Here is a 14,795-nt window from a genome sequence, read left to right as displayed (position 1 = left end):
GGGCGGCCGGAAGGAAGCGAATCCCCCCGAGCCGACGGAATGCGCTCCCCCCTGCTGATTCGCACAAATCCTACCAACGGGTAGTTCCGGCGCGCTTGCCCTTTTCCGTGCACTGCCCCGGAGTTCGCGGCACTGGCGCACTTTTGCCGCACCGCCCCCGCCCCGCCCCCGACTTCCGGCCTCCGGCGCTCGTCAGACCCGGGACGCCACCGGCGCGTCCAGCGCCGCCCGCCACTCCCGTACGGCCGCCGCGTCCACCGGCGCGGACCACCCTCCGGGGCGGGCCGCACCACCGATGTGGAACGCGTCGAGGCCGGCCGCCCGCAGATCCGGCAGGTGGTCGAGCCGGAGCCCGCCGCCCACCAGGATCCGCGGCGCGTACCCGGGCTCGCCCGCCGCGGTGCGCGCCTGCTCGGCGACCAGCGTCGCCAGCCCCGCGTCGACACCGTCCGCGGAACCGGCGGTCAGGTAGGTGTCGAGCCCGGCCGCCCCGGCGGAGCCCGCCAGCTCCTGGCGGAGCGCGCCCCGGTCCGCGGCCCGGTCGATGGCCCGGTGGAACGTCCACCGGCATCCGTCGATCACCTCGGTCAGCGCCTTCACCGCCGCGAGGTCCGGCCGCCCCTGCGGCGTCAGGAAGCCCAGCACGAACTCCTCGGCGCCCTCCGCGCGCAGCGCCCGCGCCTGTGCGCACAGCGCGGCGATGTCCACCGCGTCGCCCGCGGCGAAGCCGTCGGCGGCGCGCAGCATCACCCGCAGCGGAATGTCGACGGCCGCCCGGATCGCGGCGAACGTGGCACGCGGCGGGGTCAGCCCGTCCGCCGCCATGTCCGCGACCAGTTCCAGGCGGTCGGCACCGCCGGCCTGCGCGGCGACCGCGTCCTCGGGACCGAGCGCGATCACCTCCAGGAGCGCGCGCTGATTCATACGACCCAACCCTTCCGATGACGAGCGACGTGGCGAGAGCGCGCGGGACGTGCGGCCGGAGCGGCGCCGCGCGCTCTCGCCGCGGCCCGCCGCCCCGCACCCGCATCCCACACAGGTCTAGTCCAATACCCAGCCTAAGTGCTCCCCGACCACCACACCGCCATCCGCCCCGCGACACGGCCCGAATCCACCCGCACCCCTCCCCCCACACCACCCCGAAACCACCCGATGATGCGGGTGTGGATCACCCCTCACATGGGTAACACGCCTTTCTCATAAGGGTGTTGCCACACCATCGCGCCCACCCATGGCCCCAGCACGGAGGGACCGGATGTCCGACCTCGCGACCGTCTCAGCCGAAATAGCGCCCTATCTCGCCCTGGCGGCCAACAGCCTGGGCAGCTCCGTCCTCACCGCCGCCCAGGACCGGATCGCCGAACACACCGTGACCGCCGGCGAGGGCTTCTTCCGCCGCCTGCTGCACCGCCGCGACAGCACCACGGCCCCCCTCGACGACCCGAGCGGCACCACCCGGCCACCCCTCGACACCACCCGCGCCGACGCCCTCGACCACCTGCTGGCCACCCTCGACGACCACGACCGCCAGCTGCTCGCCGACGCCCTCACCGCCTGGCTGAACGCCCCCGACGCCGACCGCGACGCCGCCGGCTTCCGCCACCACGTCGACCGGCTCGCCGCGTCCACCGGCCCGCGGACCGTCCACCACCACGTCACCGCGACCGGCGACCACTCCCTCGCCGCCGGCGAGATCCACGGCACCATCACCATGGGAGGCGCCCCCCGCCCCCGGGACGACGCATGACCCCCCGGAGACCGCCCCGGCCCGAGCCGGAGCACCTCCACAACGAGGCCACCGCGACCGGCGACCACTCCATCGCCGCCGGCAACATCCGGAACGTCGTCATCCGCTGGGCCCTCCAACACCCCAGCGCCCGCTGGCTGCCCCTGCTCCTGGCCTGCGCCGCCCTGGTCGTCACCGGCACCGCCTGGCCGGACGGCCCGGCCTCCCAGTACGTCCTCTGGGGCGCGCTGGTCGCCGTCGCCCTCGGCACCGCCGCCGCCCGCGTCCTCGTCCAGCGGCCCCGCGACGCCCGGATCGTGGCCACGCTCTCCCTCGTCTCCGTCCTGGCCACCGTCGGCGCCTGGCTGGCCTTCCGCGACGTCGCCACCCACGGCGAGATCGACGCCACGGGCAAGATCACCTCGAAAGCGCCGGACCTCGTCGACGGCGCCCCCCTCACCCTGACCCTGCGCGTCTCCCCCGGGGAAGCCCGCGACGCCCTCCGCCTCACCCTCGCCATCGACGACCACGACCCCACCGCCCCGACCTGCCGCCCCGTCTCCTCCGTCGCCCTCACCTCGCCGCCCTACGGGGGCGCCGCCACACCGGCGGCCATCCACGACGGCGGCACCTTCGACATCCCCGTCGACCCCCAGGCCCGCACCGTGCGCATCGACCTCACCCTCCACACCGACCACGGCTGCCGCATGGACATCACCACGACGGAGGCCACACTCCACAACGCCTGACCCACACCGCCCGCGGCGGAAGAACGCACCACCCCGCACCCGGCGACGAAAGGGACAGAAAACGGGGACCATGACCACACGCATCACCAGGACCGCGGCCCTGCTCGCACTCGCCACGCTCACCGCGACAGCCTGCGGAACGAACCAACCCCCCTCCCTCTTCACCAAAGGACAGGTCTCGGTCGGCGTGAAGAGCGACCAACCCGGCACCAGCTATCTCGACGGCTACGACTTCAACGGCTTCGACATCACCGTCGCCAGACAACTCCTCAAGAAACTCGGCACCGAACCGAATTTCGCCGCCGTGCCCTCCGAACGCCGCACCACCGCGGTCACCGAAGGACGCCAGGACCTGGTCATCGCGACCTTCTCCATCACCGACGAACGCAGCGCGAAAGTCGACTTCGTCGGCCCCTACGCCACCACCCCCCAAGGCGTCATGGTCCGCAAAGACGACCACCGCATCAAAAACCTCTCCGACCTCCGCGGCAAATCCGTCTGCGCATGGTCCGGCACCACCTCCGGCACCGCACTGCAGAAGATCCCGGGCCTCGTCTTCTCCGGGAAGACCACCGCCGACGGCTGCGTCCGCGCCCTGGAGAACCACCAGGTCGACGCGGTCTCCACCGACACGGTGATCCTCTACGGATTCGCACAGAGCAAGCAATACCCCAACCTCAAGGTCGTCCCCGGCATCGACATCGATTCCACCAACCGCTACGGAATCGCCATGCAAAAAGGTCACCGGGAAGACTGCTACAAACTCCGAGACGCCCTCCGCGACTACCTCAACAGCAGCGACTGGAAAAGGGACTTCACCACCGAACTCCCCGTCGTACCCGACGCCGACGCCCACTGGGAAGCGCACTACAAACCCAACGCGGACGACCTCGACAAATACTCCTGCCGCGACAAGCCGGCCCCCTGAACCGGCACAATGACGCCATGACCGAGTCCCGCCCCGACCTGGCCGCCCGCTGGGCCGCCACCGTGGCCCAGGCCCGCGGCACCCAGGAGGGCCCCGACCCCGCCCCGTACGCCGCCAACCTCCTCCGCCGCTGGGCCGAGCCGCAGCGCCACTACCACACCACCGACCACCTCACCGCCGTCCTCGACCGGATCGACGAACTCGCCGCGCACGCCGAGGACCTGCCCGCCGTCCAACTGGCGGCCTGGTTCCACGACGCGGTGTACCGGCCCGACCGCTCCGAGAACGAGGAACGCAGCGCCGCCCTCGCCGAACGCGCCCTCCCCGAACTGGGCATCGCCGCACCGTGCACGGCCGAGGTCGCCCGCCTCGTCCGGCTCACCGTCACCCACGACCCGGCCCCCGACGACCGCAACGGCGCCGTCCTGTGCGACGCCGACCTGGCCGTCCTGGCCGGCTCCCCCGACGCCTACGCCGACTACGCCGCCGCGGTCCGCGCCGAGTACGCCTTCGTCCCCGACCGGGACTTCCGGGCCGGTCGCGCCGCCGTTCTGCGTCAACTCCTCGCGCTCCCCCGGCTGTTCATGACCGCACAGGCACACGACCGCTGGGAGACCGCGGCCCGCCACAACCTCTCCACGGAACTCACCCTCCTGGAGGGCGGCGGCGCCTGAACCGGCCCGACCGGGAGCAGCACACACCGCCACCGCCGGCGCCCCGCCCCACCGGCGAACCGTCCGCCACGTGGCGAACGACACCCCTCGACGCGGGAATGACGGCACCCATTCCCACGTTCACACCTGTCATGCCAGCACCATCCGCCCCCCGTCCCCACGCCCGCCTCCCCATCGCCGTCTACGTCCTCGGCCTGTCCGTATTCGCCCTGGGCACCAGCGAGTTCATGCTCTCCGGCATCCTCCAACCACTCGCCCGCGATCTTCAGGTCTCCATCCCGCAAGCCGGACTGCTGGTCTCCGCCTTCGCCATCGGCATGGTCGTCGGCGCCCCCGTACTGGCCGCCGCGACGCTCCGCCTCCCCCGCCGCACCACCCTCATCGCCCTGCTCGCGATCTTCGGCCTCGGCCAGGCCGCTGGCGCCCTGGCCCCCTCCTACGCCGTCCTCTTCGCGTCCCGGGTGATCAGCGCCCTGGCCTGTGCCGGCTTCTGGGCAGTGGGCGCCGCCGTGGCCGTCTCGCTCGTCCCGGTCACCGCCCGGGCCCGCGCCATGGCCGTCATGGTCGGCGGCCTGAGCATCGCCAACATCGCCGGCGTCCCCGCCGGCGCACTCCTCGGCCAGCACGCCGGCTGGCGCTCCGCCTTCTGGGCCGTCGCCGGACTCTCCGTGATCGGCCTCATCGGCGTCATCGCCCTCGTACCGCGCACCGAGGTCCCCACCGGCGAGGACCGCCCCCAGCTCCGCCGCGAGCTGTCCATCTACAAGGACAAGCAGGTCTGGCTGGCACTGATCGCCACCGCCATGAACGGCGCCGCGGTCTTCGCCCTCTTCTCGTACCTCTCGCCGCTCCTGACCGACACCGCCGGCCTCGCCGAGAGCTGGGTCCCGACGGTGCTCGCCCTCTTCGGCGTCGGCGCGCTGATCGGCACCTTCATCGGCGGCCGGATCGCCGACGCCCACCTCTTCGGCACTCTCTTCGGCGGCATCTCGGCCTCCACGATCGTCCTCGCCGTCCTGGCACTGACCGCACACAGCCCGATCGCCGCCGTGGCCCTCTCCCTGATGCTCGGCGTCACGGCCTTCACCACGGCCCCGGCCCTCAACGCCCGGATGTTCAACGTGGCGAACGCGGCCCCGACCCTCGCCGGCGCCACCACCACCGCCGCCTTCAACATCGGCAACACCCTCGGCCCCTGGCTGGGCGGCCTGGCCATCAGCGCCCACTGGGGCTACCCCTCGGTCGCCTGGACCAGCTCGGCCCTCGCCGCCGTCGCCGTCCTCACCACGGCCCTGGCCTACCGCCTCCACCACACGTCGACCCGTTCCCGCGTGGTCGCGACGTCCGCGCCCACGACCACCACCGACGCCAGCACCGGCACCGGCAGCCACTCCAGCGCCAGTGCCACCGCCGAAGCAGGCAGCCGCTCCAGTGCCACCGCCGGCGACACCTTGCCCCCGGCGTCCGCCGGTCACTCCTCGGAGGCCGCGGAGCACCACTGACGGCCGCGTGGGCCCGCAGAACTCCGCTGGTGGGGTGGGGTGTGGGGCGGGGCGGGATGCCTGAGCAGCTCGCGGTCGTCCCGCCCCCCAGGGGCCCCGGGGGGGGCTCCCCCACCCCCCACCCCCGCCCCGCCCCTCACCTCCCCTTCGGCCGCCGCAGCCCCGCCTCGGTGAGGCGGCGCACCAGCTCCTTCGAGCCGATCTCCACCGCCCCCGCCCGCACGGCGTCGTCGTACCGCTCGGCCGGGAGGTCGTAGTGGTCGCGTTCGAAGGCCCGGGGCGGCGCGCCGAGCACCGCCGCGAAGCGGTGCAGTTCGTCGAAGGACCGGTCACTCACCAGGTGTGACCACATACGACCGTGCCCTGGCCAGATAGGCGGGTCGATGTAGATCGTCACCTCAGCCCTCCGTCGGCGCGCGCAGCCGCCCGACGGGGGCGACGGCGGCCGCCGTCTTCGGGCACACCCAGTGCGGATCCGGGCCCAACTCCGGCTCCACATCGAGCGCATGCGGATCGCCGGTGTCCGTGCACACCGGGCACAGCGGCCAGCGGCCGTACCGCTCCAGCAGTGCGTCCTGGACGTCCTGCGCTATCAGTCCCGCGACGAACGAAGCACCTTCAGGCCACTGCTCCACCCACCATCGGCGATGCGCGACCGCATTCTCGACGAGCGAGACGATCTCGGCGTCCGCTACGTCATCCGCTATCAGGTCGGCGAGCACCAGCGCCCGCGCGGCGTGCAATGCCTGTTCAAGCTCCATGACCTCATTCTCGCGCGGAGGCGCGGACCGACCGAAGTTGTCCACAGGCGGCCGGGGTGGCCGTGCCCGGCCTGTCCACAGGCTTCACGGAGGGTGTTGACGCACCACCGCACTGAAAATATCTTTCAGTCATGAATAGCGGAGTGAAGGAAACTTTCATCGGCGCCAGACCGGCCTCGGCTCCGACATCGCCCCCCGCCCCACCGGCACCCGCGGCCCTGGCCGCCAAGGTCCGCACGCTCGCACCGACGATGACCCGCTCCATGCAGCGGGTCGCGGAGACGGTTGCCGGCGACCCGGCCGGCTGCGCCGCCCTCACCGTCACCGGCCTGGCCGAGCGCACCGGCACCAGCGAGGCCACCGTTGTCCGCACTTCCCGCCTGCTCGGCTATCCGGGCTATCGCGATCTGCGCCTCGCCCTCGCCGCACTCGCCGCGCAGCAGGCGACGGGCAGCGCACCCGCCGTCACCGCGGACATAGCGGTCGACGACTCCCTGATCGACGTCGTCACCAAGCTCGCGCAGGAAGAGCGGCAGTGCCTCGCCGACACCGCCGCCGCGCTGGACGTCACCCAATTGGAAGCGGCCGTTGCCGCCCTCGCCTCCGCCCGCCGGATCGACGTCTACGGCATAGGCGCCTCCAACCTCGTCGCCCAGGACCTGGTCCAGAAGCTGCTGCGCATCGGCCTGATCGCCCATGCCCACTCCGACCCGCACCTCGCCGTGACCAACGCCGTGCAGATGCGAGCCCGTGACGTGGCCATCGCCATCACGCACTCCGGCCGCACGACGGACGTCATAGAGCCACTGCGGGTCGCCTTCGACCACGGCGCGACGACGATCGCCATCACCGGTCGCCCGGACGGCGAGATCGCCGCCTACGCCGACCACATCCTGACGACCTCCACGGCCCGCGAGAGCGAGCTGCGCCCCGCGGCGATGTCCTCCCGCACCAGCCAACTCCTCGTCGTCGACTGCCTCTTCATAGGCGTCGCCCAGCGCACCTACGAGACCGCCGCCCCCGCCCTCTCCGCCTCCTACGAGGCCCTGGCCCACCGCCACAACCCCCGCCACTGACCACACCGGGGCCCCGCGCCACACCGCCCCACCCGCCACAGACAGCCGTGCCGCCCAGCCGTGTAGGCCGCGCCTTCCGGTCCATGCAGGTCCCCCGCCCACCAAGGGCCCGGAGGAGGGCGAGCACAGCTTCACCCCGCCAGCAGCTTCGTCCCGCCGGCCGGCAGCCGACAGCCCTCCGGCGGCGCACCCACCGAGCAGCCGCACCGAAGCCACCACCCCTCCGCCAACGCCCCGACCCAGCCGCCGCCCTCCGCCCTCCGCCAAGGAGCCACCCATGCCACCCACCGACCCCAACTACACGACTCTCCGCACCCAGTTGGCGACGCTCACCACGGAGGCGTTCCGCCCGGACCTCGCCGACATCGACCGCCGCCCCACCCTCGACATCGCCCGCCTGATGAACGACGAGGACGCCACCGTCCCCGCCGCCGTCGCCGAGCGCCTCCCCGAGATCGCCGCCGCGATCGACGCCGCCGCCGCCCGGATGGCCCGCGGCGGCCGACTGATCTATGCCGGTGCCGGTACGGCCGGCCGCCTCGGCGTCCTGGACGCCAGCGAATGCCCGCCCACCTTCAACACCGACCCCTCCGAGGTGCTCGGCCTGATCGCGGGCGGCCCGTCCGCGATGGTCACCGCAGTCGAAGGCGCCGAGGACAGCAAGGAGTTGGCCGCCGGCGACCTCACCGCGCTCGCCGTCGCCGATCGCGACATCGTTGTCGGCATCTCCGCCTCCGGCCGCACTCCCTACGCCGTCGGCGCGGTCGAGCACGCCCGTGCCATCGGCGCCCTGACCATCGGCCTTTCCTGCAACGCCGATTCGGCCCTCGCCTCGGCCGCCGAGCACGGCATCGAGGTCGTCGTCGGCCCCGAGCTGATCACCGGTTCCACCCGCCTCAAGGCCGGCACCGCCCAGAAGCTCGTCCTCAACATGATCTCGACGATCACCATGATCCGCCTGGGCAAGACCTACGGGAATCTGATGGTCGACGTCCGCGCCTCCAACGACAAGCTGCGGGCCCGCTCGCGCCGCATCGTCGCGCTCGCCACCGGCGCCACCGACCTGGAGATCGAGGCCGCCCTCATCGAGACCGACGGCGAGGTGAAGAACGCCATCCTCGTCCTGCTGGCCGGCGTCGACGGCCACGAGGCCGCCCGCCTCCTCAACGCCTCCAAGGGCCACCTCCGCGCCGCCCTCCAGTCCGCCACCACCCCCACCCCCTGACCCACCACCAGCCCCATCCCACCCCGCCCCACCCCAAAGGTCACCCCCACCCCAAAGGTCACCCCACCCCGTTGTCCACACAGCAAGGCGCCACACATGACCGCAGACAAGAACCGCGCCACCGCCGCCGCCCTCCTCCCCCTCGTCGGCGGCGCCGACAACGTCACCTCCGTCGCCCACTGCATGACCCGCCTCCGCCTGGGCATCCGGGACCGCTCCCTCGTCCAGGACGCCGCCCTCATCGCGCTCCCCGCCGTCCTGGGCCTGGTCGAGGACGACACCTACCAAATCGTGCTGGGACCCGGCACCGTCGCCCGGGTCACCCCCGAGTTCGAACGCCTACTGACCAGCCCCGACGCCCCCGCCACCTCCCCCGCGGACGCCCAACACCTCGGTAACACTCCGCAGGAACAAATCACGCTCCGTAACCGTTGCCGTAATAAGGAAGACCGCGGCGCCCCCCAGGCAGGCCCCCAAAGCACCGCACCCCCGACCGAGATCACCACCACCGCCACCACCACCGCCACCGCCAGCGCCGCCGACCTCGCCGCCCAAGGCGCCACCCTCAAGGCCCGCCAGAAGGCCCGCAACGCCACCCCCGTCAAACTCTTCCTCCGCCGCGTCGCCAACATCTTCGTCCCGCTCATCCCCGCCCTGATCGGCTGCGGCATCGTCGCCGGCCTCAACGGCCTGCTCGCCAACGCCGGTTGGCTCCCCACCCTGGTGCCGGCCCTGACCGCCATCGCCTCCGGCTTCATGTCCCTGATCGCGGTCTTCGTCGGCTACAACACCGCCAAGGAGTTCGGCGGCACCCCGGTCCTCGGCGGCGCGGTCGCCGCGGTGATCGTCTTCCCCGGCATCGCCAACGTCACCGCCTTCGGCCAGAAGCTCGCACCCGGGCAGGGCGGCGTCCTCGGCGCCCTCGCCGCCGCGCTCCTCGCCGCCCAGTTGGAGAAGCAGCTCCGACGACGCGTCCCCGAGGCCCTGGACGTCCTCCTCACCCCCACCCTCACCGTCCTCCTCACCGGCCTGGTCACCGTCTTCGGCCTGATGTACGCCGCGGGTGAGGTCTCCCTCGCCATCGGCACCGCCGCCAACTGGCTGCTCGCCCACGGCGGCGCGCTCGCCGGGTTCCTCCTCGGCGGCCTCTTCCTCCCCCTCGTGATGCTGGGCCTCCACCAGGCCCTCATCCCGATCCACACCACCCTGATCCAGCAGCAGGGCTATACGACCCTCCTCCCGATCCTCGCCATGGCCGGCGCGGGCCAGGTGGGCGCCGCCCTCGCCCTGTACGTACGCCTCCGCCGCAACCACTCGATCCGCACCACGATCCGCTCCGCCCTCCCCGCGGGCTTCCTGGGTGTCGGCGAGCCCCTGGTCTACGGCGTCTCGATGCCGCTCGGCCGCCCCTTCATCACCGCCTGCGTCGGTGGCGCGTTCGGCGGCGGCTTCGTCGGCCTGTTCAACCAACTCGGTGACGCCGTCGGCTCCACCGCCATCGGCCCGTCCGGCCTGGCCCTCTTCCCCCTGGTCAAGGGCAACCACGCGCTCGGCACGACGATCACCGTCTACGCCCTCGGTCTCCTGGTCGGCTACGCGGTCGGCTTCGCCGGCACCTACTTCTTCGGCCTCAGCCGACAGCAGCGCGCGGACCTCAACACGCCCCACGATGCGCCCCGCACGCGGGGAGAAGGCAAAGCCGACGCCCCGGCTCCCGACGCGCCCCGAGGCGGGAGCGCGGAGGCCCTGGGCCCCGCCGCCGTCGAAGGCGTCGGATAGCCACCCACGAGCCCTCCCCTCTCCCCCGCGCCCCGCGCAGCACCCCTCACCGAGCGCCCACCGTCGGGCGCCCGCCGCGGAGTGCCCGTCACGCCTCATACCGCCTGGCCGCCCTCCCAGTTCAGGTCCGGGGTCGGGTCCGGGGTCGGGCCCGGGTGAACGTACGGGTGCAGGCGCGAGTCCAGGTCCGGTAATCGGGTCGCGGGCGTGGCGAACGGTCGCGGGCATGGCGAACGATCGCGGACGTGACGAACGATCGCGGACGTGACGAACGGCAGTGGCTATCCGAAGCCTTCGAGGGAGGCGGATGGCAAGACCGACGGCAGCAGCCCCAGGGGGCAGTTGCGCTGCGCCCGGCGCTCGGCGCTCGCGCTTCGGGCGGCGGTGGGGGCGCATTCATCGACGCCGTCAAGGCGTTGAGGCGTTGAGGCGTTGAGGCGGGCCGACCCGCCCCCGTCGGCCACAGGTCCGTCGCGGCCCGGACGCCGGTCGGCCTCGGCCCAGCCGCGGCCCGGACGCAGGTGTCCCGGTGCGACGAGGCATCGCCCGGGGCTCAAGCCTCGTCGTTCGAGCCCTCTTTCCAAGGAACGGGTGGACGGGCCAGTACCCACCCACCCACCCTCCCCCCGCCTCAACTGCCCCGCATACCAGGAGAGATGACGTTCCGTAGCGGGCTTGCCACGCGGCGTCCCGCCCGTCTAGCGTGCGCAGCAACAAATCAACCCCGGCAGGTGCGCCAACACCACGCCGGGGTCTCGCCACAAGATCGAAAGCCGCGATCTCATGACGTACGAAAACTCTAGCTTTCCCGCGCCCACGTCCGCAGCCCCCCACCCCCGTGCCAAGCCAGGTTTCGGCAAACGTGGCGCGCCGGATCAACGTCCGGCCCACCCCACCGACTTCGACCACCTCCCCCGCCGCGAGGCGTCGATCGCCGCGTACCTCGACCGACTCCCCGAAGGGGCCGACGTCTCCGTGAAGACGCTGGCCAAGGTGTTACCGGACTACGGGCAGTGCGCCCTGCGGACCGCCCTTCGCCGCCTCTCCGAGGCCGGCCACCTGCGGCGGATCACCGAGACGTACATCGGCACCGCCGGGAGCCCCCAGTGGGTGACCCGGACGTACTTCTCCCGTACAGCGCGGGACGACGCCTGGTGGGCGGCCCTGCACGCTGGGAACGCGCCGGGGAACGCGCCCGGAGACGCACCCGCGGACGTGGCGATCGCGCAGGTCGGTAACTCCCCCGAGGCGCACGCCGGGAGCGCGCCGCACATGCCGCACATGCCGCAGGAGACCGGCCGGCCGGAGCACCCAGCCGCCGCCCCTTCGCCCTCACCGTCCCCCTCCCCCTCGTCCTCGCCCGCGCTTTCCCTCTCCCTCTCCCCCTCCAGCCCCCGCAGCGCCGCCTACGGCCTCCTCGCGGGCCTCGGGCGGGTCGAGCCCCGTCTGACGCTCTCCGCGGCCGACTGCGAGGCCCTGGAGCCGTTCGCGGCGGACTGGCTGGCCAGGGGCGCCTCGACGGAACAAGTCCTGGCCGCGCTGACGGCCGGGCTACCGGCCCACGTCCACCACCCGGCCCGGTTCGCGCTGTCCCGGCTGACGGCCAAGCTCCCGCCCGTCATCCAGGCCCCGACCCCGGCCCCGGTCGCGCCGGCTACCAGGCCGGCGGGACCACGCATCATGGAGTGCACGGTCTGTCGCGTACCAGGGCGCCCCGAAGCGCTCCCCGGCGGCATCTGCCGCGACTGCCGAGGAGAAACCCCACCCGACCAGTACGCCGACCAGCACTCCGGCCAGTACGCCCACCGCTCCAGCGACCACTCCAGCGACCACCCCGGCGGCTACCCCACCGATCGGCGCACCGATCAACGCACAGACCGCTATGCCGACCGCCGTGCCGAAGCCCCACGCACAGGGGATCGGCCCACCGGAGGTCGGCCCGCATCGGGCCACCACCCCGCTTCGCGTCGGCTCACTCCGGGGCGTCCGGATGCGTTGGGCCTGCCCCCTGTGCCCCCGGTCCCGGATCCCTCGGCCCTGCGTTCCCCGGATCCGCAGTTCCCGGCCCCTCAGCTCCCGGCTCCGGGGCGGCTGGCTCCCGAGCAGGTCCGTTCGCGCGCCCGGCGGGTTCGGTCCGCCATGCGCGCCTGAGGCCCTCCACATAGCGCGCCCAGGGGCCGTCCCAGTGGCCGGCCCAGCGGCGTCGGCGGCGGGCCGAGCGGCCCAACTCCCAGGCCAGGAGGGCGAACCACGCGCCGACCAGGGTCAGGTGGACGCGTTGCGGGACGCCGTGCCAGCCGGGGTGGCCGATGAGCGGGCCGACGGTGAGGATCGCGGCGGGCATGGCCACGGCCAGGACGCGTGGGCCCCAGCGGCGGACCGCCGGCATGGGGGGTCGTTGGACGGCGGCGGCCCTGCTGAGAAAGGCCATCGAAGCGAAGAGGAAGAAGTGGGCGAAGGCGCTGGTGGCGGTGTGCCAGGGGTGGACGGCGATGCAGTCCTGTTCCACCGAGGGGGCGCAGGCCATGGGCAGCAGGACGTCGGCCAGTGAGGAGAGGGCGAGGCCGGCCAGGGAGAGCCAGCCCGCGCGGGCCCAGCGGCCGTGGCCCGAGGGTGTGCTGCGGGCGAGCAGGGCGCCGGTGATGACGAGGAGGGCGCAGGCCCCTTCCAGGCCGCCGAAGAGGCGGCGCAGTGGCTGGTCGGCGGCGTAGAGCTCGCTGACGTAGGAGTGGCGGGGGTCGAGGCCGGTGGGGAGGAGGAATTCCAGCGGCCACCAGTTGTAGAGCAGGGCGGCGGCGGCGAAGAGGAAGGCCGCCGTCGCCTCCCGTCCGGCGTAGCGGGTGGTGGGGGTGACCACGGGCTCGTAGACGGTGCGGGCACCGGTCGTCGTGGGGTTGGGGACGTTCGGCACGGGCGGGTCCTGTTCCGGGTGGGGGCGGGGTCCTGGGGCCTGTCGTCGGGCTCCCGTCGTTCGCCGGGAGGGCGGGCCGGGCGGTGGGTGGCGTGCGGGAGTGTGATGACGGGCCCTAGGCGAGGTTCTCCCCGGTGGGGCCCGCTACGTTGGCGCGCCGTTCGGAGGCGCGCCGAGCCGCCACCCGACAGGCGGAACACGTCCCCTGATCGACTGATCCAGCCATGTACGGCATCGGGTTTGAAGCGTCGTCGGCGAGGCGGGCGATCGTCGGCCGTCCGGTTGCCGACCGTTCGTGATCGAACGAACGGGCGTTCGCGTGAGCAATGGTCCCTTCCCGATCGGCCGACGATCGCGCTTCCGTATAGCGGCGATCGCGACTGTCCACATGTGTACTGGTGCGAAGAGTGACCATGCCGCTGTCATTGCCTCGCCGGGAACGGACGCGACGGCGAAGGGCCCGCGCACCGGCATCGGCTCCACGGGGGGGACAGCGGCAATGATCCAGACACGGGACACCGTCCGGCAGTGCGCGGGGCAGGGCGGGCGGGGGAGGTCGACCGCCGCGTCGGCGCGGCCGTGGCCCGCGCGGCGGTCGTCGGCTCGGTGGTGACGACGACGCCCGGGCCCGCCCGGTCACCCCGGTCACCATCGACGTCCGCGCCGACGTCCTCGCCGACGACGCCAACGGCGGCTCCGGCACGGCCCGCGGCCTGACCGTCAGCGGGGTGGCCGCGCCCGCCGACGGCACCGCCGCCGTGCAGGACGGCACGGTCGCCACACCGCCAACTCCGGTTTATGCGGCGGCGATTCCTTCGCCCACGCGGTCACCAACAGCCGGGGTCAGAGCTCCACCGCCGCGGTCTTTGTCGTCACCTCCGCGAAGTAGCCGACCCCCTCAAGGGAGGAACGCTCATGGACATCACCGAAGAGCAGGCCGCCGAGGCCCTGCAGGCCGCCGCCGCGGTCCTCCTGGGCGCACTCCGCCGCCGGGGCCGGGACGTCGTCCTCGTCGGCTACGACGAGCGCAGCGCCTCCATCCTGGCCAACGCCCGGGTCGCCACGGCCGCCGTCCTCCGGTCCACGGCCGAACGCCTCGGCGGTGAACGCCTCGGCGGCGAACGGCTCGTCGTCGGGGGTTCAGCATGGGCGGCCTGGTCCCCCCTCCCCCGAGCCCCTAAGGAACCGAGGGCCCCATCGCCCTCGCCCAGTTGGAGCGCCAGGGCGTCGACCACCAGACGGACGTCTACAGCACTGCTTCGCGGTGAGCGCCGTCGCCGTGCGGGAGCCCGACCACGCCGACCTCTGCGCCCCGATCGACGGCCTGCCGCCGACCGAGAGCCCCCTGGACGACTTCGTCCCGGCCTCGCAGAACGAGGAGCACACCTTGATCATCGAGGAGCGCTCCATCTGGCTCCTGGGCCACCTGCCGTAACACCCGGCGCACAACGCCGCCGGGGCGGT

The 14,795-nt window shown here is 73.0% G+C and carries 13 protein-coding genes; 9 read left to right on the top strand and 4 right to left on the bottom strand.

All coding sequences use genetic code 11. From position 1 onward, the window contains the following. Nucleotides 1-192: 192 nt before the first annotated feature. The gene (locus JNO44_RS25560) at nucleotides 193-924 is read right to left on the bottom strand and encodes a copper homeostasis protein CutC (protein WP_205366246.1); all 732 of its coding nucleotides are present in this window, start codon (nucleotides 922-924) and stop codon (nucleotides 193-195) included. Between the two features lie 331 nt (nucleotides 925-1,255). Between JNO44_RS25560 and JNO44_RS25555 the strand changes: the two genes are divergently transcribed. The 5 genes from JNO44_RS25555 to JNO44_RS25535 all read left to right on the top strand — a co-directional run bounded on the left by JNO44_RS25555 (nucleotide 1,256) and on the right by JNO44_RS25535 (nucleotide 5,579). Continuing rightward, nucleotides 1,256-1,747, top strand: a complete 492-nt coding sequence (locus JNO44_RS25555) for a hypothetical protein (protein ID WP_205366245.1) — start codon at nucleotides 1,256-1,258, stop codon at nucleotides 1,745-1,747. After that, nucleotides 1,744-2,475: a hypothetical protein gene (locus JNO44_RS25550; protein ID WP_205366244.1), complete on the top strand. Its 732-nt coding sequence runs from the start codon at nucleotides 1,744-1,746 to the stop codon at nucleotides 2,473-2,475. Before JNO44_RS25555 ends, JNO44_RS25550 begins: the two co-directional genes overlap by 4 nt. Before the next feature lie 70 nt (nucleotides 2,476-2,545). Then, nucleotides 2,546-3,403: a transporter substrate-binding domain-containing protein gene (locus JNO44_RS25545; protein WP_235094089.1), complete on the top strand. Its 858-nt coding sequence runs from the start codon at nucleotides 2,546-2,548 to the stop codon at nucleotides 3,401-3,403. A 17-nt stretch (nucleotides 3,404-3,420) separates the two neighbouring features. Next, complete coding sequence (locus JNO44_RS25540; protein ID WP_205366243.1) at nucleotides 3,421-4,077, top strand: HD domain-containing protein; 657 nt, start codon at nucleotides 3,421-3,423, stop codon at nucleotides 4,075-4,077. A 131-nt stretch (nucleotides 4,078-4,208) separates the two neighbouring features. Beyond that, nucleotides 4,209-5,579: a Cmx/CmrA family chloramphenicol efflux MFS transporter gene (locus JNO44_RS25535; RefSeq protein WP_235094088.1), complete on the top strand. Its 1,371-nt coding sequence runs from the start codon at nucleotides 4,209-4,211 to the stop codon at nucleotides 5,577-5,579. Nucleotides 5,580-5,715: 136 nt separating this feature from the next. Here the strand turns inward: JNO44_RS25535 and JNO44_RS25530 are convergent, their stop codons facing one another. Together JNO44_RS25530 and JNO44_RS25525 are read right to left on the bottom strand one after the other, a co-directional pair. Continuing rightward, the gene (locus JNO44_RS25530) at nucleotides 5,716-5,976 is read right to left on the bottom strand and encodes a DUF4031 domain-containing protein (protein WP_073448331.1); all 261 of its coding nucleotides are present in this window, start codon (nucleotides 5,974-5,976) and stop codon (nucleotides 5,716-5,718) included. A 1-nt stretch (nucleotide 5,977) separates the two neighbouring features. After that, complete coding sequence (locus tag JNO44_RS25525; RefSeq protein WP_205366242.1) at nucleotides 5,978-6,340, bottom strand: hypothetical protein; 363 nt, start codon at nucleotides 6,338-6,340, stop codon at nucleotides 5,978-5,980. 131 nt (nucleotides 6,341-6,471) lie between these two features. On the opposite strand from JNO44_RS25525, the gene JNO44_RS25520 reads away from it, so the two are divergent. From JNO44_RS25520 to JNO44_RS25510, 3 genes are all read left to right on the top strand, one after another. After that, nucleotides 6,472-7,416: a MurR/RpiR family transcriptional regulator gene (locus JNO44_RS25520; RefSeq protein ID WP_205366241.1), complete on the top strand. Its 945-nt coding sequence runs from the start codon at nucleotides 6,472-6,474 to the stop codon at nucleotides 7,414-7,416. A gap of 277 nt (nucleotides 7,417-7,693) precedes the next feature. After that, the gene (gene murQ / locus JNO44_RS25515; RefSeq protein ID WP_205366240.1) at nucleotides 7,694-8,641 is read left to right on the top strand and encodes an N-acetylmuramic acid 6-phosphate etherase; all 948 of its coding nucleotides are present in this window, start codon (nucleotides 7,694-7,696) and stop codon (nucleotides 8,639-8,641) included. Nucleotides 8,642-8,737: 96 nt separating this feature from the next. Then, the gene (locus JNO44_RS25510; RefSeq protein ID WP_205366239.1) at nucleotides 8,738-10,420 is read left to right on the top strand and encodes a PTS transporter subunit EIIC; all 1,683 of its coding nucleotides are present in this window, start codon (nucleotides 8,738-8,740) and stop codon (nucleotides 10,418-10,420) included. 1,972 nt (nucleotides 10,421-12,392) lie between these two features. Here the strand turns inward: JNO44_RS25510 and JNO44_RS25505 are convergent. Then, entirely contained in the window at nucleotides 12,393-13,331 is a 939-nt protein-coding gene (locus tag JNO44_RS25505; protein WP_235094084.1) for a DUF998 domain-containing protein, read from the bottom strand. Between the two features lie 1,264 nt (nucleotides 13,332-14,595). Here JNO44_RS25505 and JNO44_RS25500 point away from each other — a divergent pair. Then, nucleotides 14,596-14,766, top strand: a complete 171-nt coding sequence (locus JNO44_RS25500; RefSeq protein WP_205366238.1) for a hypothetical protein — start codon at nucleotides 14,596-14,598, stop codon at nucleotides 14,764-14,766. Nucleotides 14,767-14,795 lie beyond the last annotated feature (29 nt).

It is taken from the genome of Streptomyces noursei, assembly GCF_016917755.1.
Taxonomy (GTDB): domain Bacteria; phylum Actinomycetota; class Actinomycetes; order Streptomycetales; family Streptomycetaceae; genus Streptomyces; species Streptomyces yunnanensis.
The sequence above is the reverse complement of the archived record's forward strand: the minus strand, read 5'-3'. Positions and strand labels throughout refer to the sequence as shown.